Here is a 25,152-nt window from a genome sequence, read left to right as displayed (position 1 = left end):
ATTCCAACAATAAAAAACGAGGAGTCTGGCGATGCGTGATTACCGTGCCGCGGCGCAGGGATTCAACTACCGACAAACCGCTGACAGCGTTCTGCAGGGCAGCCTGGAGGCGCTCAATGCCTGTGTCGAATGCTGTGACCGGCATGTCGGCGGCAACCGTATTGCCCTGAACTGGGAAGGCCGCGACGGCAGCAGCGCGCAGTACAGTTTCGAGCAACTGCAGCATGCTGCCGGACGCCTGGCCAATGTGCTCAAGGCCCAGGGGGTAGGCGTTGGCGACCGGGTGGCCGGTTTGATGCCGCGTACCGCCGAATTGCTCATCACCGTGCTGGCCACCTGGCGCCTGGGGGCGGTGTATCAACCACTGTTTACCGCTTTCGGGCCCAAAGCCATTGAGCACCGCCTGGAGCAGTCCGGGGCCAAGGTGATAGTCACCGAACCGCTCAATCGCAGCAAGCTCGACGAGGTCCATGACTGCCCGACGATCATCTGCGTCGGCGCTGCGCACGACTCAAGCGATATCGACTTTCACACCGCGCTGACGGCGGCCAGTGAACATTGCGAGCCGGTGCTGCTGGATGCCGAGGCACCGTTCCTGTTGATGTTCACCTCCGGCACCACCGGCCCTGCCAAGCCGCTGGAAGTGCCGTTGCGGGCCATCGTCGCCTTCCAGGGCTACATGCGTGACGCTATCGATCTGCGCCCTGAAGACAACTTCTGGAACCTTGCCGACCCTGGCTGGGCCTACGGGCTTTACTACGCCGTGACCGGGCCACTGGCCCTGGGCCATGCCACGACTTTTTTCGATGGGCCGTTCAGTGTCCAAAGCACCTGCCAGGTCATCAACAAGTATGCCATCACCAACCTGGCCGGCTCGCCAACCGCCTACCGCCTGCTCATCGCCGCCGGCAGCGAATTCAGCGCGCCGATCAAGGGGCGCCTGCGGGTGGTCAGCAGTGCTGGCGAGCCACTCAACCCAGAAGTGATCCGCTGGTTTGCCGACGAGCTGGATGTGACCATCCACGATCACTACGGGCAGACCGAACTGGGCATGGTGTTGTGCAACCATCATGGCCTGCAGCACCCGGTACACCTGGGCTCGGCCGGTTTCGCCATTCCCGGCCACCGCATCGTCGTGCTCGATGAGCAGCACAATGAGCTGCCGGCCGGGCAGCCAGGCATTCTCGCCGTCGATCGCGAGCAGTCGCCGCTGTGCTGGTTTGCCGGCTATCACGGTTTGCCAACCAAGTCTTTCGTTGGCAAGTACTACCTCAGTGGTGACACCGTCGAGCTCAACGACGACGGCAGCATCAGCTTCGTCGGACGCAGCGACGACGTGATCACCACCTCCGGCTACCGGGTCGGCCCGTTCGATGTCGAGAGCGCGCTGATCGAGCACCCGGCGGTGATCGAAGCGGCAGTGGTCGGCAAGCCGGACCCGGAGCGCACCGAGCTGATCAAGGCGTTCGTGGTACTGGCCAGTGGTCAGCAAGCCAGCGAGGAGCTGGCCGAAGCCTTGAAACAGCACGTGCGCCAACGCCTTTACGCCCATGCCTACCCACGGGAAATCGAATTTGTCAGTGAGTTGCCGAAAACGCCGAGCGGCAAGCTCCAGCGCTTCATCCTGCGCAACCAGGAAATAGCCAAACAACAAGCCGCGCTGGCATCCACCGCCAGCGCCTGAGGAACGACCATCATGCAGATTGCCAACAAGAACTTTATCGTCAGCGGCGCAGCTTCGGGCTTGGGCGCCGCCACCGCACAGATGCTCATCGAGGCCGGAGCCCAGGTAATGCTGGTCGACCTCAATGCCGAGGCGGTCGCCGCCAAAGCCCGGGAGCTGGGGGGCAAGGCGCACTTTGCAGTGGCCGATATCAGCCAGGAAGCCGCCGCCAAGGCCGCAGTCGATGCTGCCGTTGCTGCTTTTGGCAGCCTCCACGGCCTGATCAATTGCGCCGGTATCGTCGGCGCCGAAAAGGTCCTGGGCAAGAACGGCCCACATGGCCTGGAAAGTTTCAGCCGGGTGATCAACGTCAACCTGATCGGCAGTTTCAACCTGCTGCGCCTGGCTGCAGCGGCCATGGCCGAAGGCGAGGCGGGCGCTGACGGTGAGCGCGGGGTGATCATCAATACGGCCTCGATCGCCGCCTACGACGGCCAGATCGGCCAGGCCGCCTACGCCGCTTCCAAGGGCGCGATCGCCAGCCTGACCTTGCCGGCGGCCCGTGAACTGGCGCGCTTCGGCATCCGTGTGATGACCATCGCCCCAGGCATTTTTGAAACCCCGATGATGGCCGGCATGACCCAGGAAGTGCGTGACTCGCTGGCCGCCGGCGTACCGTTTCCACCTCGCCTGGGCCGCCCGCAGGAATACGCCGCGCTGGCCCGCCACATCATTGAAAACAGCATGCTCAACGGTGAGGTGATCCGTCTCGACGGTGCCTTGCGCATGGCTGCCAAGTAATTTTCGGAGTACAGAACATGACCCTCGCCAATGATCCGATCGTAATCGTCAGCGCCGTGCGCACGCCCATGGGCGGCCTGCAGGGCGACCTGAAAAGCCTGACCGCACCACAACTGGGCGCTGCTGCCATCCGTGCGGCAGTCGAGCGTGCCGGTGTTGCCCCGGACAGCGTCGAACAAGTGCTGTTCGGCTGCGTATTGCCCGCGGGCCTCGGCCAGGCGCCAGCGCGCCAGGCGGCCCTGGGTGCCGGCCTGAACAAGGGCACCACCTGCACCACCCTGAACAAGATGTGCGGCTCAGGGATGCAGGCGGCGATCATGGCCCATGACCTGCTGCTGGCCGGCAGCGCCGATGTGGTGGTGGCCGGCGGCATGGAGAGCATGTCCAACGCCCCATACCTGCTGGACAAGGCCCGCAGCGGCTATCGCATGGGCCACGGCAAGATTATCGACCACATGTTCTTCGACGGCCTGGAAGACGCCTACGACAAGGGCCGCCTGATGGGCACCTTTGCCGAAGACTGCGCCGAGCACAACGGTTTTACTCGCCAGCAGCAGGACGACTTCGCCATTGCTTCGCTGACCCGCGCCCAGCAGGCGATCAAGGATGGCAGCTTTGCCAGCGAGATCGTTCCGGTCGAAGTCACCGAAGGCAAGACCCAGCGCCTGATCAGCGACGACGAGCAGCCGCCCAAGGCGCGCCTGGACAAGATTGCGCAGCTCAAGCCGGCGTTCCGCGATGGCGGTACGGTGACCGCAGCCAACTCCAGCTCGATTTCCGATGGCGCTGCAGCGCTGGTGCTGATGCGTCGCTCGCAGGCCGAAAAGCAAGGCCTGAAGCCGTTGGCGGTGATTCATGGCCATGCCGCGTTCGCCGATACCCCGGCGCTGTTCCCCAGCGCGCCGATCGGCGCCATCGACAAGCTGATCAAACGCACCGGCTGGAACCTGGCCGAAGTCGATCTGTTCGAGATCAACGAAGCCTTTGCCGTGGTCACCCTGGCGGCGATGAAGCACCTGGACCTGCCGCACGACAAGGTCAACGTGCATGGCGGCGCCTGCGCCCTGGGCCACCCGATCGGTGCGTCGGGCGCGCGGATCCTGGTCACCTTGCTCGCGGCCCTGCGCCAGAAAGGCTTGCATCGCGGTATTGCGGCCATCTGCATCGGCGGCGGTGAAGCCACGGCCATGGCCGTCGAGTGTCTGTACTGAGGTGCACCATGCTAATCAATGACGAACAACAGCAAATCAGCGACGCCGTCCGCCAGTTCGCCCAGGAGCGCCTGCGCCCGTTTGCCGAGCAGTGGGACCGTGAACACCGCTTCCCCAAGGAGGCCATCCAGGAGATGGCCGAACTGGGCCTGTTCGGTATGCTGGTGCCGGAGCAGTGGGGCGGCAGCGATACCGGTTATGTCGCCTACGCCATGGCCCTGGAAGAAATCGCCGCCGGCGATGGCGCCTGCTCGACCATCATGAGTGTGCACAACTCGGTAGGCTGCGTACCGATCCTCAAGTTCGGCACCGAGCAACAAAAGCAGCAATTTCTCACGCCCCTGGCCAGCGGCGCGATGCTCGGCGCCTTTGCCCTGACCGAGCCACAGGCTGGCTCCGATGCCAGCAGCCTGAAGACCCGCGCCCGGCGTGATGGTGATCACTACGTGCTCAATGGTTGCAAACAGTTCATTACTTCCGGGCAGAACGCCGGCGTGGTGATCGTGTTTGCCGTGACCGACCCCGAGGCTGGCAAGCGTGGCATCAGTGCCTTTATCGTGCCGACCGACTCACCGGGATATCAGGTGGCGCGGGTCGAGGACAAGCTCGGCCAGCACGCCTCCGACACCTGCCAGATCGTCTTCGAAAATGTTCGCGTTCCGGTAGCCAACCGCCTGGGCGAGGAGGGCGAAGGCTACAAGATCGCCTTGGCCAACCTCGAAGGCGGGCGCATCGGCATCGCCTCGCAATCGGTGGGTATGGCTCGCGCCGCCTTTGAGGTAGCACGCGACTATGCCCGCGAGCGCGAAAGCTTTGGTAAACCGCTGATCGAACACCAGGCCGTGGCCTTCCGCCTGGCCGACATGGCCACCCGCGTTGCCGTGGCCCGGCAGATGGTGCTGCATGCCGCGGCGCTGCGCGATGCCGGGCGTCCGGCGTTGGTCGAAGCATCGATGGCCAAGCTTTTTGCCTCGGAAATGGCCGAAAAGGTCTGTTCGGATGCCTTGCAGACCCTCGGCGGTTATGGCTATCTGAGCGACTTTCCGCTGGAGCGCATCTATCGCGATGTGCGGGTCTGCCAGATCTACGAAGGCACCAGCGATATTCAGCGCATGGTCATTGCGCGCAATCTTTGAAGGGAGCAGCTTGCATGTCATTTGAAACCATCCTGTTGGACATCCACGGCAAGGTCGGCCTGATCACCCTCAACCGCCCCCAGGCGCTCAACGCGCTTAACGCGCAGATCGTCGGCGAGATCAACCAGGCCCTGGACCAGCTCGAAGCCGACCCGAACATCGGTTGCGTGGTGCTGACAGGTTCGGCCAAGGCCTTCGCCGCCGGTGCCGACATCAAGGAAATGGCTGACCTGCGCTACCCGCAGATCTACGTCGACGACCTGTTCAGCGACGCCGATCGCATTGCCAATCGACGCAAGCCGATCATCGCCGCAGTCTCGGGCTTTGCCTTGGGCGGTGGTTGCGAGCTGGCAATGATGTGCGACTTCATCCTCGCCGCCGACAACGCCAAGTTCGGCCAGCCGGAAATCAACCTCGGCGTGCTGCCGGGCATGGGCGGCACCCAGCGCCTGACCCGCGCCGTGGGCAAGGCCAAGGCCATGGAACTGTGCCTTAGCGGCCGCCTGATGGGTGCCGAGGAGGCCGAACGCTCTGGCCTGGTGGCACGGGTGGTACCGCAGGCCGAGCTGATTGAAGAAGCGTTGAAAGTAGCTGCGACCATCGCCAGCAAATCGATCCCGATGACCATGATGGTCAAGGAGAGCGTCAACCGCGCCTTCGAGGTCAACCTGGCCGAAGGCGTGCGTTTCGAACGCCGGGTGTTCCACGCCGCCTTCGCCACCGAAGACCAGAAGGAGGGCATGGCGGCGTTCATCGCCAAGCGCGAGGCGCAGTTCAAGAACCGCTGAGAGTTGCCGGGCGCAGCGTGCTGCGCCCGGACGCGGCATTTACAACGTCAGGAACCAGCACCGTGCCTGGGCCAGGGTGATAGGCCCGCGCTGAACGACGGTGCGTGAGCCGTTCGCCTCGACACGGTAGGGGCCGCGCTCGTAGCGTTGGCTGGCCAGCTTCAGGTGCCCGGCAGTGAAACTGTCCTTGGGCGTATCGGCAGCACTGTAGTGAAAGTGGGCATACCACAGTGGCCGGTTGTCATGCAGGATGACGTACTCGTCAAGGTAATCCCGGGGCCATTTGCGATTTTTCGCCAACAGTTTGCGCCGACCCAGGGCCTGGATCCTGACCTGTTGTTTGCCTAGCAGGTAGATCAGTTCATCCATGCTTGGCGACTGTACCAGTGCCGCCTGGGTCCGCAGCTTCGCCGCCGCCTGGTCAAGGTCGCCGGCCAGTTCATCCAGCTGACGAATCTGCAGCGCTGCATCGGCACCGTCCTCGGCCTGGTCCGTCAGGTTCAGACGGCTTAGCGCCTGCTCGATGGCTTGACCTTGAGCCTCGACAGGTCGCTTGCGCCGTTGCAGGATTTCCTCGAACTCGATCGGCAGATAGGTATCGGTGCGCAGCGCGCTCAACCGGCTGATTTCTTCCCTGGCCTGGGCCGCCAGACGGGCACCGTGGCTGATCAATGTACCCAACGATGCGGTCGTCGGCGCACTCTCGGCTACGGGCTGTGCGGGCAGTCCCGGTTCCACCGGTAACCAGGCGTCGCTGTTGGCATCTCTCTGGTAGGACGCCGACGTGGTTTGATCTTGCGGGTTGCGCACATCGACGATGTCGGCGTTGTCGGCCCGCGGCGTGCCGAGGACCAGCCCCTGATCCGCCGTCTCGATCAGGCCGGGTACCTGGTTGTGCAATTGGCGCACACTACTGTGTTCGAGCAGTGATTGTGGATACTCGTCAAGATCGGACTGGGTTTCGCGCAGCAACAATGCGGCATCGGAATTCAGCCGCTCCAGCACGCCTTGCGCTGCGGCTTCGGTCAGCAATGGCTTGAGGTTGCCAAGCTGGCGCAGGGCGGCACGGAAATGGTTGGCGATGGTGTCGAGCAGGCGTGCGCGTACTTCCGCCGGAGGCTCGGCGAGGTGATGCAGGCTCATGCGTTGAACCAGACCGTGTTCCAGGTTGCCCCAGCTGCGTTCGAGCCAGTAGTCGGCATCTTCGCTGGTGTCATCGTCCAGGCTCAGCCGCAGGCGGTTGTTCAGCAGTTCGCAGCGCAGGGTATGCCAGTAAAGCTTTGACCAGGGTTGGGGTTCGAACTGCTTGACCGAAAGCTCCAGCAGTTGAATCTCCGGATGCTGGGCGCTGGCCAGTTTGTGCAGCTCAAGCTGCACGCTGCTGAGTGTCAGGGTGTTGTCGATCATCTTGGCGATCAACGGTTCCATCTCGTCCATCAGGCGAATGTGTTCAGGTGGCGCACTCGCTTCCTGCTCTGGCGGGAGCTTGCCGTGGGTGCTGCGGACCAGCGCCTTGAAACGCTGGCGCAGTGGTTTGTGCAGGTTGTTGACCGTGGCAAGGATCGATTGAACGCAGCGTGCCCGGCCGCGCAACGCCTTGGCCCGAGCCAGCTTGTAACCCTTGAGTACGCGAATCTCATTGCGCTGCTCGAGCGTGTTCAGATGGTCCTCCCAGAATGTGGCGAACTGCTCCAGCTTGGTTACGTAGGCGTACAGGGTGAGGGCTGGAGTCTGGTCGTTGATGTGGTTGGTGACGAAGGTCTGGAAGTTGCGTTCCCGGGTTATCGCGCTGGCTTGCTGCTCCCGGAGGTTGTTGTCCAGTTCGAGGACCCTTTGCGGATCGTTGACCGACTTGAGCCGCTGGCGCAGAGGCATGCCTCCTTGCAGGCGCAAGCGCAGGTCGAGCGTCCAGCGCCCCGCCTCGTCCTTGCGCAGCCACGGGCCAAAACGCTCCGTACCGTCTGCGGCGACGATACGCGGCTGCTCCGTGAGTGGGTCGAGTACAACCTTGAATACCTGGCCAGTGGTCACGAACCACAGTGATTCATTGTGCAGGTGCAGCCCCATGAGCGCGCCATGAGGAATGGCACTCCCCAGGGTCGAGGCGTTCAGCGTTGAGGCCAACCCTTGCAAGTCGGCTTTCTGGGCGCTGGACAGGTGAAGACCTGGGCGCGACCAAGTGAAATCCAGATCGATATCCGCCAGTGGCGTAAATGGGGCAAGTGGCGTTGCTTGACCGGGCGACTGGGCCGGTTGGAGGGGCAGGCCCTTGCCCAACTGCGTGGTGATATCGTCGCGGCGCACGACATGTACCAGGATGATCATGGCGATGGTCAGGAGCAAATCGACAAATGCCAGTTGATGGTCCAGAGGGTCCTTGCCAGCATCGGTGGCGAGCAGATGCTGGGTACTTTCGACGGTCTGGATCAACCAGCCGATCCTGGCCACATTGCCCTGGAACAGTGGCAGTACGGTATTGAACAACAGCCAGCCGAGGGTCTTCCAACGGTTCCAGCGGGTTTGCGAGGTTGTCGTTGATTGACGCTGCGCCTGTTCGATCAGCTCACGGGCGCAGGCCTGGTAGATCAACGTGCCAGGTGCCTCTGCGGCCAGGGTGAAGGCCAGTGTGGCCGGCGCCGGGATCGTCTGGGGAGCGAAATCGGAACCCTGTCCAAAGCGCTGGATATGTGGCTGTAGGAAGCCACCCTTGGCATAGAGCGGGCGAACTTCCGGTGCCAGGCGATCGAGAATATCGTCTTGCAACGGCCCTTCGCTGCAGATCGCGTCGAACAGCGCAGTACGATTGTCAAACTCCTGCAGCGTCTGCGGGTGCAGTGGACGGTAGAGCATGCAGGGCCCTTGCCAGGGCTCGCGGGGTTCGATCAGCCAGGCATTGAGTACCGGGTCGGCAATAGCGCCGGGGCTGCGTATCAGCGCCAGCGGCCTGAGGACAGCGGCGTTGTGGTTGTCGGGGCTAAGGTCGGCATGATTGGCAAACACCCATTCCACGGCCTTGTAGCCGGCTTCGCTGATGGCCTTGTCCTGCAGCAGCAACTCCAGCGCGTGCATCGGCAATTGCACTTGCAACTGCGCAGTGAACAGGGCCTGGCGCCGCTGCTGCTGCCCGGGCTCGAGCAGCAGCTGGCGCAGTGTTTGCGGATAGCGGCTGCCAATGTCCAGTTCGCCTACCAGCGTGCGAATGTAGGTTTCGTTCATCCATTCAGGCAATCTGGCGCCACCGCTGTGCTCAACCATTACCCGACCCGGGGCTAGCAGACCAAGGTTGTCGATGGCCAGCTGCGCCAGTGAAAAGTGCACTACCGTGACAGTGCCATCGGTAATCACCGTGCCCTGGTTGCCGATGGCGGTTGCATCCACCCGATGGTTGATGATTTCAATTTCGCCAGCCTTGAAATCGACGTCTGCATGGTCGAGCGCCAATCGCTGGTCCAGCAGGCGGCACGCGTAAACCTCAACCGCTTCGATCCCTTCGCGCCAGGAAGTGCCCCGGCCGTCCAGGTTCAATTCAGCCAGCTTGCTCAGCAGCAGGCTGTAGCGCAGGGCGAGGTCCGAGCCGAGCAACCAGTCGGGCAACAAGGCTTTGATTTTTGCCTGGCGTACCAGCTCCTGGGCCGTGCACAGGTCGAGCATCGAGGTGACCTGGTCCAGCACGGTGCTCAGCGCCGTGGCATGTTGCTCTGTCCGGGCGTTGGCTGCGATGGTATCGATCAACCGCAATTGCTGTTGCAGGTAGCCGCGGGCCTGGGCTGCAAAAGCGCAACCGGGCGAGGGGCTGATGATCACCCGGGCGGGTGTGTGTTGCAGGTGTGCTGGCCAGTTCTGGCCAAGAAAGTCGAGAAACTGCCCATGGGATTTGAACGGCACCAGCGCACCGACCAGGGTGAAGAGGATCGCGGCGGTTTGTTGCGGGTCATTGTTGTACTGATCTTCGATCAGCAGGGCACTGGACAGGTCGGCATCCAGGACCAACACGCAGGACAGGTCGACCGCCACGCTCTGCACGCGTAGATGCGACAGGTTGCCGAAAGCAGCGCGGTCCTGCTGACAGGGGAATGCATCGACGATCCTGCTAGTGGCCGCCTGGCGGGTATCCAGGGTACCGGCCCGCAGGCCGAGATCGATCGAGTCTTTCATCAGTTTGTGCAGGTAGTTGCCATACCACTGCCAGGGTGTCTCACCGTGGGCGTTGCTTTCGCCCCAGAACGCAACCAGTGCTTGTTGGTACTGATCGAGGATCCACGGAGCGCATTCGTTGATCAGTTGCTCGACTGTGTGCAGGTCCAGGTCGAGTTGGCTGCTGCGATCCGCAAGAGGCAGGGGGCTGAGGTAGTCCTCGCCTTCGGTCAGGTTCAAGGTACGGCGCAGGCAGAACCGCTCGATCAGCACCTGCGGCACGCTGCGAATGTGTGCGTGGCGGCTCGTAGCCGGGCTGATCAGGTAGAGGCGCAGCGGGCTGTGGGCGATATCAAGGCCCCGGGCAACCCATTGCTCTATCAGCACTTCGCTGACGATTTCCAGCAGCGAGGGGCGACTGACAAAGCGTTTGGCGACGGCGCAACTCAAGGGGGCGCGGGAGGCTATCTGTTGATGCAGGGTCGGTGTGGTGTGGGTCATGGGAAGCGGCCAGCGAGTGAGAAACCGCCATCTAACGCTGCCGTGAACGATTCATGGCACTAATCGGATACCACCTGTTCGGGCTTGTACCAAAAGATGAGAACGCACCTGCCAAGGACGGATTCGCGCAACCGCCATGGCTGGCTAGCATCGCGCCATCTGTCTGTCGCTCCGACAGCTGTACAGCCACAAGAGGTCGCCATGATCTATTCACCCCCAGGCTCCGCGGATGCCCTGATCAGTTTCAAATCCCGCTACGGCAACTTTATCGGCGGCGAGTTTGTCGCCCCTGAGCAAGGCCAGTACTTCAGCAATAGCTCGCCGGTCAACGGTCAGCTGATTGCCGAGTTTCCGCGCTCCACGGCGCTGGACATCGACCGGGCCCTGGATGCGGCCCATGCCGCTGCCGACGCCTGGGGCCGCACTTCGGTACAGGCGCGTGCCTTGATCCTGTTGAAAATTGCCGATCGTATCGAACACAACCTCGAACGGCTGGCCATCAGCGAAACCTGGGACAACGGCAAGGCCATCCGCGAAACCCTCAACGCCGACGTGCCCCTGGCGGCCGACCACTTTCGTTACTTCGCCGGCTGCATCCGCGCCCAGGAAGGCAGCACCGCAGAGATCGACGAGAACACTGCCGCTTATCACTTTCATGAGCCGCTGGGCGTGGTCGGGCAGATCATTCCGTGGAATTTCCCGTTGTTGATGGCCGCGTGGAAGTTGGCCCCGGCACTGGCCGCAGGCAACTGCGTGGTGCTCAAACCGGCGGAGCAGACCCCGCTGTCGATTACCATCTTCGCCGAGCTGGTCGCAGACTTGCTGCCACCTGGCGTGCTGAACATCGTCCACGGTTTTGGCCGCGAAGCCGGTGAGGCCCTGGCCACCAGCAAGCGCATCGCCAAGATCGCCTTCACCGGCTCCACGCCGGTGGGTTCGCATATCATGAAATGCGCCGCCGAGAACATCATCCCGTCCACCGTGGAACTGGGCGGCAAGTCGCCGAACATCTTCTTCGAAGACATCATGCAGGCTGAGCCCGCCTTCATCGAAAAAGCTGCCGAAGGCCTGGTGCTGGCGTTCTTCAACCAAGGCGAGGTGTGCACCTGCCCGTCGCGGGCATTGATCCAGGAGTCGATCTACGAGCCGTTCATGGCCCAGGTCATGAAAAAGATCGCCCAGATCAAGCGTGGCAATCCGCTGGACACCGAGACCATGGTCGGTGCCCAGGCCTCTGAGCAGCAATTCGACAAGATCCTTTCCTACCTGCAGATCGCTCGCGAAGAGGGCGCCCAGGTGCTGGCCGGCGGTGACTGTGAGCGTCTGGGCGGGGACCTTGCCAGTGGCTATTACATCCAGCCGACCCTGCTCAAGGGCCATAACCAGATGCGTGTGTTCCAGGAAGAAATCTTCGGCCCGGTGGTCGGCGTGACCACCTTCAAGGACGAAGCCGAGGCCCTGGCGATTGCCAACGACACCGAGTTTGGCCTTGGTGCCGGGGTCTGGACCCGTGACATCAACCGCGCCTACCGCATGGGCCGTGGCATCAAGGCCGGGCGTGTGTGGACCAACTGCTATCACCTGTACCCGGCCCATGCCGCGTTCGGTGGCTACAAGAAATCCGGGGTCGGCCGCGAGACCCACAAGATGATGCTCGACCACTACCAGCAGACCAAGAACCTGCTGGTGAGTTACGACGTCAACCCGCTGGGGTTCTTCTGACGGCCTGCTGCAAGAACCGCTCCCAAAGTAGCATTCGAACCGCACCGGCAACGGTGTATTAATAGAGGCACCGCAATCCTGTGGTGCCAGAAGAGGATGGACCTATGTGGAAAAAGCCTGCGTTCACTGATCTGCGTATCGGTTTTGAAGTGACCATGTACTTCGCCAACCGCTGATCCCTCTTGCGCCGGTCGCTGCTTGCAGCGCTCGGCGCTTGTGTTTCTGCCCGCCGATGGTCTGATTGCAATCGAAGCGGGATGCTTTAGGCTGGCGCTATTACAACAAGAACAGAGGCGTCCCATGAGCCCGAAGTTGAGCCAGTTGCGCAAGTTCGTCTCCCCGGAAATCATCTTTGGCGCCGGTTGCCGCCACCATGTCGCCAACTACGCCAAGACCTTTGGTGCGCGCAAGGTGCTGCTGGTCAGCGACCCCGGCGTGATCGCTGCCGGCTGGGTCGGCGACATCGAAGCGAGCCTGCAAGGCCAGGGTATCGATTACTGCCTGTACACCGAGGTGTCGCCCAACCCTCGGGTTGAAGAGGTCATGGCCGGCGCCGAGCGCTACCGCAGCGAACAGTGCGATGTGATCGTCGCCGTTGGCGGTGGCAGCCCCATGGATTGCGCCAAGGGTATCGGCATCGTGGTTGCCCATGGCCGGCACATTCTCGAGTTCGAAGGGGTCGATACCATCCGCGTGCCGAGCCCGCCGCTGATCCTGATCCCGACTACCGCCGGCACCTCCGCCGACGTGTCCCAGTTCGTGATCATCTCCAACCAGCAGGAGCGCATGAAATTTTCCATCGTCAGCAAGGCGGTAGTGCCGGATGTGTCGCTGATCGACCCGCAAACCACCCTGAGCATGGACCCGTTCCTCTCCGCCTGTACCGGCATCGATGCCCTGGTGCATGCCATCGAGGCGTTCGTCTCCACCGGCCATGGGCCGCTGACCGATCCCCATGCGCTGGAGGCCATGCGCCTGATCAATGGCAACCTGGTGCAGATGATCGCCAACCCGGCCGACATCGTCCTGCGCGAGAAGATCATGCTCGGCAGCATGCAGGCAGGCCTGGCGTTCTCCAACGCGATTCTCGGTGCCGTGCACGCCATGTCCCACAGCCTCGGGGGCTTTCTCGACTTGCCCCACGGGCTGTGCAACGCAGTGCTGGTCGAGCATGTCGTGGCGTTCAATTACAGCGCCGCGCCCGAGCGCTTCAAGATGATTGCGCAAACCCTGGGTATCGATTGCCGGGGCCTGAGCCACAAACAGATCAGCCAGCGCCTGGTCGAGCACCTGATCGACCTCAAGCGTGCCGTGGGCTTTCACGAAACCCTCGGCCTGCATGGCGTCGGCATGACCGACATCCCGTTTTTGTCCCAGCACGCCATGGATGACCCGTGCATCCTGACCAACCCGCGCAGCTCCAGCCAGCGCGACGTCGAGGTGGTGTATGGCGAGGCCCTCTGAGCCGGCGGGTGACGCCCTGGCCGGGTTGCTGGGGCTGAGCAACCACACCGTACGCAAGAGTCATTACCCGGAACTGGCGGTGCGCCTCGAAGAGCTGGAGGCCGAGCGCAATCGTTACAAGTGGCTGTTCGAGCATGCGGTACATGGCATCTTTCAGGCCAGCCTCGAGGATGGCATGCGTGCGGCCAACCCGGCACTGGCGCGCATGCTGGGTTACCCGGACGCCCAGGCTCTGGTGTTGTCGCGCAACGACCTGGCCAGCCATCTGTTCGCCGGCGGCCAGGACGAGCTGCTGGCCATCGCCCAGGTGCTGCAGCGCGAGCAGGCGCTGATCGGCTACGAGACCCAGTTGCGCCGGCGTGACGGCAGCCATATCGACGTGCTGATGAACCTGTTGCTGCGTCCCGACGAAGAAGGCGTTGTCGAGGGTTTTGTCGCCGATATCACCGAACGCAAGCTGGCCCAGGCGCGTCTGCAGCAACTCAACGATCAGCTCGAACAGCGGGTTGCCGAACGCACCAATGAGCTGATCGAAGCGCGCGACGCCGCCCAGGCGGCCAACCGCAGCAAGGACAAGTACCTGGCAGCGGCCAGCCATGATCTGTTGCAGCCGCTCAACGCTGCGCGACTGCTGATCTCGACCCTGCGCGAGCGGCAATTGCCCGCGGGTGAGCAGCAACTGGTCGAGCGCGCGCACCAGGCCCTGGAGGGCGCCGAGGATCTGCTCACCGACCTGCTGGATATTTCGCGGCTGGATCAGGCTGCGATCAAGCCAGACCTTGACCTGTACCGCCTGGATGAGGTGCTGGCGCCGTTGGCCTCGGAATTCCAGCCGGTAGCCGAAGCGGCCGGGCTGAGCCTGCGGGTGCGCAGCGGTCGCCTGGCGGTACGCACCGACCTGCGCCTGCTTACGCGAATTCTGCGTAACTTCCTCAGCAATGCCTGCCGCTACACCGGGCACGGGCGCATTTTACTCGGCGCGCGGCGCCGTGGTGACAGTGTGCGCCTGGAAGTCTGGGACAGCGGCCGGGGGATTGCCGAAGACCGTCTTGAGTCGATCTTTCTTGAATTCAACCAGTTGGACGTTGGCCGCGCCGCTGACCGCAAAGGCGTCGGGCTGGGGTTGGCGATTGTCGAGCGGATTGCCCGCATCCTTGATTACCCGGTGCAGGTCCGCTCATGGCCGGGGCGCGGCTCGGTGTTCAGCATCGACGTGCCGCTGTCGAATGAGCGGCCCAGTGAGATGCCGCTGTCGACGCTGGCGCTGCCCAGTGTCGGTGATCCGTTGCCCGGGCGCCGCTTGTTGGTGCTGGACAATGAACTGAGCATCCAGCACAGCATGGCGGCGTTGCTGCAGCAGTGGGGCTGTGAAGTGCTGACCGCCTGTGACTATGCCGACGCCCTGGTGGTGCTTGAGGGGCAGGCGCCGGAGCTGATTCTTGCCGACTACCACCTTGATCATGGGGTAACTGGTTGTGAGGTGGTGCGGGATTTACGCCGGCATTTCGCCCAGAGCATCTTTGCCGTGATGATCACTGCCGATCGCAGCGACCAGAGCCGCCGGGCCATGCAGCGCCTGGGCGCACCCTTGCTGAACAAACCGGTGAAGCCCGGAAAGTTGCGCGCGGTGTTGAGCCAATTGCTCGGTTGAGAGGATCTTTGTTACAAGGTTTTTGTCGGAGAATGACCGTTTGTCCCCGGGAAAGCGCCTGCGCCGTGGTTTTTTTGTTATAAACCAGCGCCGGGGGAGGGCCTGTAGGGCCTTTTCGGTCAATTCCACCGTCATTTCTGTTGCCCAGTGTGAATCTCGGCCGTAGACTGCCGCCCCCTGTAAATTGAGTGCCGGATGGTGCTTGAAGAATTCCGCTGCTGGCGAGCTGTTCGCCAGGAGCACCCGATTCGCCTTAATGCACGTATTTTTTATAGAGAAATCAATGACAAAGGAAAAGTTGCTGGCCATGCCGGCCGATGACTACATGAACGCTGAGCAATTGGCTTTCTTCACCGAGCTGCTGCAGTCGATGAAGGTCGAGATCCATGAGCGCATCGAGCAAAGCCGTGTAACCATCGAAAGCCTGGACACGCCTGCCGATCCTGCCGACGCCGCCTCGGTCGAAGAAGAGCGCCACTGGTTGGTCAACACCATCGACCGTGATCAGCGTCTGCTGCCTCAGCTGGAAATGGCCCTGGGCCGGATTGCAGACGAAAGCTTCGGCTGGTGCGACGACAGCGGCGAGCCGATCGGCCTCAAGCGTCTGCTGATCAGCCCGACCACCAAGTACTGCATCGAAGCCCAAGAGCGTCACGAGCAGATCGACAAGCACCAGCGCCAGGCTTAACCCGCGCAGGTGTCACAGCAACCCCCCGAAGAGCGATCTTCGGGGGTTTTGTTTTTCTTGCCCTGTATCAAAGGCACCGGTCTTACACCCAAGGAAGCATGGCTAATGGCCTAATAGTGGCGTTTAATGGCCGCACAACAAGACGTGCTGCGATGGAGCCAAAACATGATGCGAGAAGGATCTCTGCCTGGCGCCGTGGTCGAAGGGCAAGCTACGCCGTTCGCCGTTGCGCCGTGGTCAGACACGGTTTTGCAGAGCCTGGTACTGGCAGGGTTGCTGGCGGCCATGGCGTTTGCCGGGCTGTCGTTTTACCTCGGCCTGCCGCTGGCCCTGCTGGCGTTGTGGTTGCCGCGCCTGCGCAAGGTCGCGGTTGCCGCGCAGGAAACCCGTGAGCCGCTGGCCGAGCTGACTCGCGACCTGTCGCGCACCACCAGCCACAATGCCCTGTCGGCCGCCGGGGTGGCGTTCTCGGTGCAACAGCTGGCAGACAAGCTGCAGTCGCAACTGGACTGCGCAGCGCAAATCGTCAGCAGCGCCGAAGTGATGATCGGCACCGAGAAGGCCACCTCGCAGTTGAGCCAGCAGGCCCTGGTCGCTGCCCGCAGCGCCCATCAAAGCAGCGCCGCCGGGCGCACGGTACTGGCCGAGTCGATCCAGCGCATGCATCACCTGAGTGCGCGGGCTACCGCTAGCCGCGAACTGATCGAGGCGCTGCACCTGCGCAGCGAGGATATCGCCAGGGTCACCCTGGTGATTCAGACCATCGCCAGCCAGACCAACCTGCTGGCCCTCAACGCGGCGATCGAAGCAGCCAGGGCGGGTGATCACGGGCGCGGCTTTGCCGTGGTTGCCGATGAGGTGCGGGGCCTGGCCGGGCGTACCGCCAGCGCCACCGAGGAAGTCGGGCAGATGGTCGCCGATATCCAGCAGCGTACGGCGCAGGTGGTCGGGCAGATCCGCGAGCTGTCAGATGACCTGCACAGCGGCGTGGACCAGGTCGAACACACGGGCGAGCAACTGGACAGCATTGCCGGGCTGGCCGCCGGGGTCGAGCAGCAGATCGGCGAGATCGCCGAGGGTACCGAAACCAATCGATTGCAACTGGACAGCCTGTTCGAGGCGGTGGCGCGCATGCGCAGCGACCTGCAGGTCAGCGACCAGCAAACCCGGCGACTGGCCCAGGCCGCCGTACAACTGGAAGGGCAGGCCGAAAGCATCAGTGAGCGCCTGGCGGAGGTTGGCCTGGACGACTATCACCAGCGCGTTTATGACCTGGCCCGTCAAGGCGCACAGCAGATTGCCGAACAGTTCGAGAACGATATCGCCCAGGGGCGCATCAGCCTTGAGGACTTGTTCGACCGCCACTACCAGCAACTGCCGGGTACTTCGCCAGCACGTTTTCGCACCCGTTTCGACCCGTACACCGACCAGGTCCTGCCGCCGATCCAGGAGCCGCTGCTCAAGCAGCATGAAGGCCTGGTGTTCGCCATTGCCTGCACCCAGCAAGGTTATGTCCCTACCCACAACAATGCCTTCAATCAGCCGTTGACCGGTGACCAGGCCATCGATACTGCGCACAACCGCAGCAAGCGCAAGTTCGACGACCGTACTGGTATTCGCTGCGGCAGCCATCAACAGGCGGTGTTGTTGCAAACCTATACCCGCGATACGGGCGAGCTGATGCACGACCTGTCAGTGCCGATCCATGTGCAGGGCAGGCATTGGGGTGGTTTGCGTCTGGGCTACCGACCGCAGCAGGATTGACCGGGCTTTGTTACCGGCAATGTAAAACAGCTATGCCGGGGATAGCTTTTTCCGTAGGCGGTCAGGACTTATCATACGCATATCGTTAGGTTGCTAATAAATTCCGGAGGGAATGATGAATAGCCAAGTCGATGTAGCGGTGATGATTGGTAGCGGCGTGCCTGCCTCGCTGCAGGTGCTGGGCAAGCGCGTGTGCTGGGTGGTACTGGACAACGGCGAGCGGCGTGGCACAGCCTTCGCCACCCGTACTGAAGCCCAGGAGTGTCAGGCTGCCTGGCTGGAACAGTTGCACGGGGTTGACCGGCCCGCCGTTGCGCGTCGGGCCGGTTAAGCCCGGGTCAATTCTCCAGGTAACGGGCCAGGGCGCAGGCTTCGGTATGCTCGCAGCGAAAGCCCTTCACCCGCCCGGTAGCTTGCTCGGTGATATGAAAGAAACCGATACCAGCTGGCACTACCACAAAGCGCGGCATGCTGTTGAGCGAGTGAGCGGCATATTCTATGTAGGAAATGCCTTTAGGCTCTCGACGGAATTCGGTGTTTTCGTGCATATTCGCTTCCCTGTGTGCAGTGGATGATTTCCAGGAGCCCGTCCTGCTGAAGGGCTTGCTTTCATCTATCGCACTTTTGTTGCGATAGTGCTGTCAGAAAAGGCTTCTCCGTTTTAGGAAATCTGCTGAAAATCTGCAAACTGATAAAAGCTTGCAGCAATGGGTAAACATTCCTGCGGGTTGCTTTGCCAGTCTGCACAGACTTTTCGTGCACAAATCCACTAGTCTTTCAGACTTCGAATTGAAGTACCGCTGCCTTGCGGCTGCCTCGCGGCCCGCTGGGGGAGCGGCGTGTAATCGGTTTTTGAGGAATTCTTCTTTGGCAGTCAGCAATCTGGATACCCATGCCCTGTTTGTTCTGGGCGACCTCAGGGCAAAACTGGTCAAACAGTTTCAATCGCGTTTTGTTTATGTCACCGAACAGAACGCGGAAGGCCTGTACATGGCCGAGATCGATACTGAAACCGCATTGGTGGTGGACGACAAACAGCGTCTGGAACTCAAGGTCGGCGATCATTTTCGTGCCGCAGTATTGCCCAGTCGCGAAGGTGGCAAGCTGGAAATCCGATTTCGCGAAATCAAGCTGACTGTTTATGGCCTGGGTGACTACGCCTTCGTTTCGGTGGCTGAAGGCGAAGGCATTGTCTTCAAGGAAGGCCAGGGCGTGGTGCTGGTGTTCGCCGCCCACGAGCAGTTGCAGGAAGGTCTGAGCAAGACTCTCAAGGCCGTGACCCGCAAGGTTGCCAAATGGCAGAAGGGTGAACTGACCACCTTCAAGGCCAGCGAGTGAGCGTAGCCGCCGAGCGCGTTGGCCGCGCTGACTTTCATGCCCGGCACCAGGCGCAGGCTCGCGCCTTGGCCGAGGAGTGGCTTGCCGAGCGCCCACGCCTGCAGGCGGCGTGGTTCGACTGGGTCGCCACCCAGCTCTACACCCTCAGCCCGCCCGAGTACGCGGCTATGGTCCGCCGTGAGCTGCAGCAGCTCAGCGGCTGATTTCAGTTGCCGCGATCGCGGCCACTGCTGACTTCTTCAGGTACGTCATCACCGGCCATGCGCTTGCGAAACAATGCAGCACGGGCCAGCAGCAGGGTGGTGACCGGCACGGTGATCGACAGCAGGATCGGGATCAGCCAGGCATGCAGCACCGGCGACTCCTTGAGCATCGAGAAGTACAGGATCGAGGCCAGGGCGACGCACCAGGCACCCAGTGTCGATGCCAGGGCCGGCGGGTGCATGCGCTGAAAGAAGTCCTTCAGGCGAATCAGGCCGACAGCGCCGCTCAGGGCGAACAGGCTGCTCAGCAGCAGCAACACGGCCACCAGCAGTTCTACCCAGAACGGCAGTTCATTGGCATTGATCATTCGATCACCTCGCCACGCAGGAGGAATTTGGCCAGGGCGAAGGAGCCGACAAAGCCGAACAGCGCGATCAGCAGTGCGCCTTCGAAATAGGTGTCACTGGCGTAACGGATACCCAGCACCAGCATCATCAGCATGGCCAGGATGTACAGGTAATCCAGCGCCAGTACCCGGTCCTGCGCCGAAGGGCCGCGAAACAGCCGCCACAGGGTCAGGGCCATGGCCAGGGCAAAGATGAACAGGCTGGCGAGAATGGCATTGGCAAGCAGGCCAGTCATTCGAAGATCTCCATCAGCGGGCGTTCATAGGTGTGCTTGAAGTGCTCGATGAATCCGGCCTCGTCGTCCAGGTCGAACACGTGCAGCAGGAGGACGCTGCGGTCCAGCGCCAGTTCCGACCAGATGGTCCCGGGGACCACCGTGGTGATCATCGACAGGGCCGCCAGGCCATGGGCGTCACGCAGCTCCAGGGGAATATGCACGAAGCGTGAGCGCGGCGCACGGCGCTTGGCCGACCACACGCCACGGGCGACCTGCAGGTTGGACACCAGCACGTCGACGCCAACCCTCAGAATCAAGCGAACGATGGTGCCCGGGCGGCGAATGCGCACCGCCAGCGGTCGCAACGGTGCCATCAGTAGCGGCGCGACGATGCCCAGCAAGGCGCCCAGCAGCAGGTTGCCGGGGCTGACCGACAGGTTCAGCAGCAGCCACAGCAGCCACAGCGACAGGGACAGCAACGGGGCGGGGAACAAGCGCTTCATGGCTGCACCTCGGTGCCGGCAGCCAGGCTGGTGGGCCCAGGCACTGGGCGGGTGCCGAGCACGGCACTGACGTATTGCTCTGGGTCCTGCAGGCTGGCAGCGGTGTCCTGGGTGTAGCGCAGCAGCGGCTCGGCGCGCAGGCTGAGCACTACGCACAAGCCCAGCAGCACCACGATGGGGATGCATTCAAAACGGCGCAGCAGTGGCGATGGGCGCTCCTGCGGGGTCCAGAAGCGCTGGATGCCGACGCGGGTCAGGGCGATCAGCGAGGCCATGCCGGAGAGCACCAGCAACGCCACCAATATCCAGCCCGAGACGCTCAGCGGCTGCTCCGGCGCCACACCCAGCCCTTGCGGGTTGAACAGCGCGCTGATCAGGCTGAGCTTGCCGATAAAGCCCGACAGCGGCGGCATGCCGATGATCAGCAGGGCACAGGCGATAAAGCTCAAGCCGAGGAAGGCCATGGTCCAGGGGATGACCTGGCCGATCACCGCCTTCTGTTCGTCATCGAGGTTGATGCCTTTGGGCGGGTGCAGCGACTCCAAGGGCGAGGGCAGGCCGTCACCTTCATCGTCCAGGGGGATTTCGTTGGCCGAGCGCGAGCGCTCGATCAGTTCGGCCAGCAGGAACAGTGCACACAGCGCCAGGGTCGAGCTGACCAGGTAGAACAGCGCGGCGGCGGTCAGGGTGGCCTGACCGAAGCCGATGGCCGCCAGCAGGGTGCCTGCCGAGACCAGGATGCTCAGGCTGGCCATGCGCTCCAGGCGCTGCGCGGCGAGTATCGACACGGCCGCGCAGCCCAGGGTGGCCAGGCCGCCGTAGATCAGCCATTCGCCGCCAAAGAACGCCGAAGCGCCAGCCTGGCCGGAGAACAGCAAGGTCCACAAACGCAGCACGGTATAGAAACCGACCTTGGTCATGATCGCGAACAGCGCGGCCACCGGTGCGCTGGCCGAGGAGTAGGCCGGCACCAGCCAGAAGTTCAGTGGCCAGATCCCGGCCTTGGCCAGGAACGCCGTGGCCAGGATCGCCGCACCGGCGTGCAGCAGGCCGCGATCGGCCTCCGGTACCAGCGGGATCTTCAGCGCAAGGTCGGCCATGTTCAGGGTGCCGGTGACACCGTAGAGCATCGCCGCGCCAATCAGGAACAGTGACGAGGCCAGCAGGTTGATGGCGATGTAATGCAGGCCGGCCTTGACCCGTGCGCGCCCTGAGCCATGCAGGATCAGGCCGTAGGAGGCGGCCAGCAGGACTTCGAAGAACACGAACAGGTTGAACAGGTCGGCGGTGAGGAAGGCGCCATACAGGCCCATCAGCTGGATCTGGAACAGCGCGTGGAAGCTGGCGCCGGCGCGGTCCCAGCGGGCCATGGCGAACACCAGGGCGCTGACCCCGACGATGCCGGTCAGCACCAACATCAAGGCCGAAAGGCGGTCGACCACCAGCACGATACCGAAGGGCGCTGGCCAGTTGCCGGGCAGGTACACGCCAATCGAGCTGGCTTGCCCCTGGCCCTGCACCCACAGCAGCAGGGTGATGGCGATGCCCAGCCCGAGCAGGCTGGAGATCAGGTTGATCCGCGCCTTGAGCGGCCGGCGTTTTTCCCCGAGCAGCAACATCAGCGCTGCGGTCAGCAGCGGCAACAGGATGGGTGCGACAATCAGTTGGTTCATCGCACTCATTCGTTAGGCTCCCGGCCATCGACATGGTCGGTCCCGGTCAGGCCGCGGGAAGCCAGCAGCACCACCAGGAACAGTGCGGTCATGGCGAAACTGATGACGATCGCGGTGAGCACCAGGGCCTGGGGCAGTGGGTCGGTGTAGTTGAGCAGGTCCTGGGGCACGCCGTCCTTGATGATCGGCTCCTTGCCGATGAACAGGCTGCCCATGCTGAAGATGAACAGGTTGACCCCGTACGACAGCAAGCACAGGCCCATCACCACCTGGAAGGTCCGTGGCCGCAGGATCAGCCAGACCCCGGAGGCGGCGAGCACGCCAATGGCGATTGCAATGACTTCTTCCATCAGGCGGCTCCTGCTTGAGTGGGTTTCGCTTGGCTGCCCGGGCGATGACCGCGCACCGACTGGTGAGCCAGCGCGGTGAGGATCAGCAGGGTCGATCCGACCACCACGGTGAACACGCCGATATCAAAGAACAGCGCACTGGCCAGGTGGGTGTCGCCCAGCAACGGCAAATGCAGGTGCGCGGTATGGGTGGTAAGGAACGGGTAGCCCAGCAGCATCGCACCGACTCCGGTCAGGGTCGCGCAGAGCAGGCCGGTGCCCATCCAGCGCAGCGGTCGCAGGCTCATCTGGGCCTCGACCCATTGGGTGCCGGCCACCATGTACTGGAGGATGAACGCCACCGACATCACCAGGCCGGCAACGAAGCCGCCGCCTGGTTGGTTGTGACCGCGCATGAACAGGTACATCGACACCACCAGGGCAATCGGCAGCAGCAGGCGCACCAGCGCCGCCGGCACCATCATGAAGCCCAGCGCGGTGTCGGCCGCGTGGCGCGGGTTGACCAGGTCGGTGACCACGTCCGGCGCCAGCAGGCGCTGCTGGGCCGGCAACTGCATGCTCTCCTTGGGCGGGCGGAAGCGCCGCAGCAGGGCGAACACTGCCAGGGCCACGGCCACCAGCACGGTGATCTCGCCCAGGGTGTCGAAGCCGCGGAAGTCCACCAGCATGACGTTGACCACGTTGCTGCCGCCGCCTTCGGGCAGGGCCCGGCTCAGGTAGAACGAAGAGATGTCGTTGGGAGTCGGGCGGGTGAGCATGGCATAGGACAGCAGCGCCATGCCGCCACCCACGCCGACCGCCAGCAGCAGGTCGCGCAGGCGGCGCAGGCGCGCGCGCTCCTGAGTGCCTGGCAGCGGCGAGACGCCCTCGATCCGCCGTGGCAGCCAGCGCAGGCCAAGCAGGATCAGAACCGTGGTGACCACCTCGACTACCAGTTGGGTCAGGGCCAGGTCCGGTGCCGAGAACCAGACGAACGTAATGCAGGTCATCAGCCCGCAGACACTGACCATGGTCAGCGCCGCCAGACGGTGATATTTGGCCTGCCAGGCGGCGCCCAGGGCGCAGGCAATGGCGATCAGCCAGAGCATCACAAACACCCCGGAACCCGGAATCTTCGGCCGGTCACCCCAGCTCAGACCGCTGTGCAGCATGGGCAGCAGGCCGGCCAGAAGGGCGATCAGCACCAACATGAACAGCTGCTTCTGCAGGCGCCGGGTGGTGAACACTCGCTCGAAGCGCCGGGCCGTGCGCATGATCAGCACCTGGCCGTGTTCGAACAGGCGCTTGCCATTGAAGCGCTCGATCAGTGGCGGCGACGGGAAGCGCCCGAGCTTGAGCTGATTGCGCAGCAGCAGGTAAAGGATGATGCCGCCACTCATGGCGATCAGGCTCATGATCAACGGGGCGTTCCAGCCGTGCCAGATCGCCAGGCTGTATTCGGGCAGGGTGCCGCCCACCACGGGCAATGCGGCGGCGGCCAGCAGCGGGCCGACCGACTGCGCCGGGAAGATACCGACCACCAGGCAGGTCATCACCAGCAACTCGACTGGTGCACGCATCCAGCGTGGCGGCTCGTGGGGGGGGTGCGGCAAATCGGTGGCCGGTGGGCCGAAGAACACGTCGACGGTAAAGCGCAAGGCATAGGCGACACTGAAGGTGCCGGCAAGGGTGGCAATCACCGGCAGGGCCGCTTCGACCCAGGCGGTGGAGCTGATGAACACGGTTTCGGCGAAGAACATCTCTTTGGACAGGAAGCCGTTCATCAACGGTACCCCGGCCATCGATGCGCTGGCCACCATGGCCAGGGTCGCAGTGAAGGGGATGAGCCGGAACAACCCGCTGAGACGGCGAATGTCACGGGTGCCGCTTTCGTGGTCGATGATCCCCGCGGCCATGAACAGCGAGGCCTTGAAGGTAGCATGGTTGAGGATGTGAAACACCGCCGCGACCGCCGCCAACGGGCTGTTCAGGCCCAGCAGCAGGGTAATCAGGCCCAGGTGGCTGATGGTCGAGTAGGCCAGCAGACCCTTGAGGTCGTTCTGGAACATGGCTGCAAAGGCGCCGAGCAGCAGGGTGGCGGCGCCGGCGCCGCTGACGATCCAGAACCATTCCTCGGTGCCGGAAAGCGATGGCCAGAGCCGCGCCAGCAGAAACACCCCGGCCTTGACCATGGTTGCCGAGTGCAGGTAAGCCGAGACTGGGGTCGGCGCCGCCATGGCATGGGGCAGCCAGAAGTGGAAGGGGAATTGCGCGCTTTTGCTCAGCGCGCCAAGCAGGATCAGGGGTAGCAGGATGGGATAGAGGGCATGGTTGCGAATCTGCTCACCGGCAGCGAGGACCTTGTCCAGGTCGTAGCTGCCGACCACATGGCCGAGCAGCAGTACCCCCGCCAGCAGGCATAGCCCGCCCGCTCCGGTGACCATCAGGGCCATGTAGGCGCCGCGACGGGCATCGGCACGGTGATGCCAGTAGCCGATCAGCAGGAACGAGAACAGGCTGGTCAGTTCCCAGAAGAACACGATCTGGATCAGGTTGCCGGAAATCACCAGGCCGAGCATGGCGCCCATGAACGCCAGGAAGAAGGCAAAGAAGCGCGGCACCGGGTCTTGCGGTGACATGTAGTAGCGCGCGTAAAGCGACACCAGGGTACCGATGCCCAGCACCAGCAAGGAGAACAGCCAGGCGAAGCCGTCCATGCGCAGGACCAGGTTCAGGCCCAGGCTTGGCAGCCACAGGAATTCTTCACGGATCACACCGCCATGGGCGATCTGCGGGTACATCAAAGCGACCTGGACAGTGCCCACCAGGGCGACCAGTCCGGCCAGCAGCGATTCGCTGTTGCGTGCGTTGTGCGGCAAGACAGCCGCCAGGCAGCTGCCGACAAACGGCAGAAGCAGTAGCACTATCAAGGACATAGATTTCTAATCTGCAGGAGTT

General features: G+C 63.0%; 22 protein-coding genes. 14 read left to right on the top strand and 8 right to left on the bottom strand.

The window, feature by feature from the left end:
• The first annotated feature begins 31 nt into the window (after positions 1-31).
• The 5 genes from F8N82_RS15755 to F8N82_RS15735 are packed head-to-tail and all read left to right on the top strand — an operon-like array spanning position 32 to position 5,599.
• A complete protein-coding gene (locus F8N82_RS15755) occupies positions 32-1,684 on the top strand; it encodes an AMP-binding protein (RefSeq protein ID WP_038996149.1) in 1,653 nt (550 codons plus the stop codon).
• 12 nt (positions 1,685-1,696) lie between these two features.
• Positions 1,697-2,464, top strand: a complete 768-nt coding sequence (locus tag F8N82_RS15750; RefSeq protein ID WP_038996148.1) for an SDR family NAD(P)-dependent oxidoreductase — start codon at positions 1,697-1,699, stop codon at positions 2,462-2,464.
• Positions 2,465-2,481: 17 nt separating this feature from the next.
• Positions 2,482-3,675 carry an acetyl-CoA C-acyltransferase gene (locus tag F8N82_RS15745; RefSeq protein WP_038996147.1) on the top strand — a complete coding sequence of 398 codons (1,194 nt, stop codon included), beginning with the start codon at positions 2,482-2,484 and terminating at the stop codon, positions 3,673-3,675.
• Positions 3,676-3,683: 8 nt separating this feature from the next.
• Complete coding sequence (locus F8N82_RS15740) at positions 3,684-4,811, top strand: acyl-CoA dehydrogenase (RefSeq protein WP_038996146.1); 1,128 nt, start codon at positions 3,684-3,686, stop codon at positions 4,809-4,811.
• 14 nt (positions 4,812-4,825) lie between these two features.
• On the top strand, positions 4,826-5,599 hold the full coding sequence (locus F8N82_RS15735; RefSeq protein ID WP_038996145.1) for an enoyl-CoA hydratase: 774 nt from the start codon (positions 4,826-4,828) through the stop codon (positions 5,597-5,599).
• Between the two features lie 39 nt (positions 5,600-5,638).
• Here the strand turns inward: F8N82_RS15735 and F8N82_RS15730 are convergent, their stop codons facing one another.
• Positions 5,639-10,234: a dermonecrotic toxin domain-containing protein gene (locus F8N82_RS15730; protein ID WP_150776982.1), complete on the bottom strand. Its 4,596-nt coding sequence runs from the start codon at positions 10,232-10,234 to the stop codon at positions 5,639-5,641.
• A 201-nt stretch (positions 10,235-10,435) separates the two neighbouring features.
• Here F8N82_RS15730 and exaC point away from each other — a divergent pair, with 201 nt between their 5' ends.
• The 7 genes from exaC (at position 10,436) to F8N82_RS15695 (ending at position 17,854) form a co-directional block, all read left to right on the top strand.
• A complete protein-coding gene (gene exaC, locus F8N82_RS15725; protein WP_038996143.1) occupies positions 10,436-11,956 on the top strand; it encodes an acetaldehyde dehydrogenase ExaC in 1,521 nt (506 codons plus the stop codon).
• A gap of 104 nt (positions 11,957-12,060) precedes the next feature.
• Complete coding sequence (pqqA, locus tag F8N82_RS15720) at positions 12,061-12,132, top strand: pyrroloquinoline quinone precursor peptide PqqA (protein ID WP_009394664.1); 72 nt, start codon at positions 12,061-12,063, stop codon at positions 12,130-12,132.
• A 124-nt stretch (positions 12,133-12,256) separates the two neighbouring features.
• The gene (gene ercA, locus F8N82_RS15715) at positions 12,257-13,420 is read left to right on the top strand and encodes an alcohol dehydrogenase-like regulatory protein ErcA (protein WP_038996142.1); all 1,164 of its coding nucleotides are present in this window, start codon (positions 12,257-12,259) and stop codon (positions 13,418-13,420) included.
• Positions 13,404-15,071, top strand: coding sequence for a PAS domain-containing hybrid sensor histidine kinase/response regulator (locus tag F8N82_RS15710; protein WP_038996141.1), 1,668 nt, complete (start codon positions 13,404-13,406; stop codon positions 15,069-15,071). Before ercA ends, F8N82_RS15710 begins: the two co-directional genes overlap by 17 nt.
• Before the next feature lie 283 nt (positions 15,072-15,354).
• Positions 15,355-15,759, top strand: coding sequence for a TraR/DksA family transcriptional regulator (locus F8N82_RS15705; RefSeq protein WP_038996140.1), 405 nt, complete (start codon positions 15,355-15,357; stop codon positions 15,757-15,759).
• A 126-nt stretch (positions 15,760-15,885) separates the two neighbouring features.
• Positions 15,886-17,523, top strand: coding sequence for a methyl-accepting chemotaxis protein (locus F8N82_RS15700; RefSeq protein WP_414602467.1), 1,638 nt, complete (start codon positions 15,886-15,888; stop codon positions 17,521-17,523).
• A gap of 115 nt (positions 17,524-17,638) precedes the next feature.
• Positions 17,639-17,854, top strand: coding sequence for a hypothetical protein (locus tag F8N82_RS15695; RefSeq protein WP_038996138.1), 216 nt, complete (start codon positions 17,639-17,641; stop codon positions 17,852-17,854).
• A gap of 7 nt (positions 17,855-17,861) precedes the next feature.
• Here the strand turns inward: F8N82_RS15695 and F8N82_RS15690 are convergent, their stop codons facing one another.
• Positions 17,862-18,071 (bottom strand): hypothetical protein, encoded by a 210-nt coding sequence (locus F8N82_RS15690; protein ID WP_038996137.1) that lies wholly within the window; start codon positions 18,069-18,071, stop codon positions 17,862-17,864.
• Between the two features lie 319 nt (positions 18,072-18,390).
• Between F8N82_RS15690 and F8N82_RS15685 the strand changes: the two genes are divergently transcribed.
• Both F8N82_RS15685 and F8N82_RS15680 read left to right on the top strand, forming a co-directional pair.
• The gene (locus tag F8N82_RS15685) at positions 18,391-18,861 is read left to right on the top strand and encodes a hypothetical protein (RefSeq protein ID WP_038996136.1); all 471 of its coding nucleotides are present in this window, start codon (positions 18,391-18,393) and stop codon (positions 18,859-18,861) included.
• Entirely contained in the window at positions 18,858-19,064 is a 207-nt protein-coding gene (locus F8N82_RS15680) for a hypothetical protein (protein ID WP_038996134.1), read from the top strand. Before F8N82_RS15685 ends, F8N82_RS15680 begins: the two co-directional genes overlap by 4 nt.
• A 2-nt stretch (positions 19,065-19,066) precedes the next feature.
• Here the strand turns inward: F8N82_RS15680 and F8N82_RS15675 are convergent, their stop codons facing one another.
• From F8N82_RS15675 to F8N82_RS15650, 6 genes are read right to left on the bottom strand one after another with little or no spacing between them, the layout of a single operon-like run.
• Positions 19,067-19,432 carry a Na+/H+ antiporter subunit G gene (locus F8N82_RS15675; RefSeq protein WP_038996133.1) on the bottom strand — a complete coding sequence of 122 codons (366 nt, stop codon included), beginning with the start codon at positions 19,430-19,432 and terminating at the stop codon, positions 19,067-19,069.
• The gene (locus F8N82_RS15670) at positions 19,429-19,707 is read right to left on the bottom strand and encodes a K+/H+ antiporter subunit F (RefSeq protein ID WP_038996132.1); all 279 of its coding nucleotides are present in this window, start codon (positions 19,705-19,707) and stop codon (positions 19,429-19,431) included. The genes F8N82_RS15675 and F8N82_RS15670 overlap by 4 nt, the downstream gene beginning before the upstream one ends.
• Positions 19,704-20,192, bottom strand: coding sequence for a Na+/H+ antiporter subunit E (locus F8N82_RS15665; protein ID WP_038996131.1), 489 nt, complete (start codon positions 20,190-20,192; stop codon positions 19,704-19,706). Before F8N82_RS15665 ends, F8N82_RS15670 begins: the two co-directional genes overlap by 4 nt.
• Positions 20,189-21,874 (bottom strand): monovalent cation/H+ antiporter subunit D, encoded by a 1,686-nt coding sequence (locus F8N82_RS15660; protein WP_038996130.1) that lies wholly within the window; start codon positions 21,872-21,874, stop codon positions 20,189-20,191. Before F8N82_RS15660 ends, F8N82_RS15665 begins: the two co-directional genes overlap by 4 nt.
• Positions 21,871-22,215, bottom strand: coding sequence for a Na+/H+ antiporter subunit C (locus tag F8N82_RS15655; protein WP_010224297.1), 345 nt, complete (start codon positions 22,213-22,215; stop codon positions 21,871-21,873). The genes F8N82_RS15660 and F8N82_RS15655 overlap by 4 nt, the downstream gene beginning before the upstream one ends.
• A complete protein-coding gene (locus F8N82_RS15650) occupies positions 22,215-25,130 on the bottom strand; it encodes a monovalent cation/H+ antiporter subunit A (protein WP_038996127.1) in 2,916 nt (971 codons plus the stop codon). Before F8N82_RS15650 ends, F8N82_RS15655 begins: the two co-directional genes overlap by 1 nt.
• Between the last annotated feature and the right edge of the window lie 22 nt (positions 25,131-25,152).

Origin of the sequence: Pseudomonas fluorescens (genome assembly GCF_902497775.2) — a bacterium.
In the GTDB taxonomy this organism is placed as follows: Bacteria; Pseudomonadota; Gammaproteobacteria; order Pseudomonadales; family Pseudomonadaceae; genus Aquipseudomonas; species Aquipseudomonas putida_F.
Note: the sequence above shows the minus strand (reverse complement) of the source record. Positions and strands in the feature narration are given on the sequence as shown.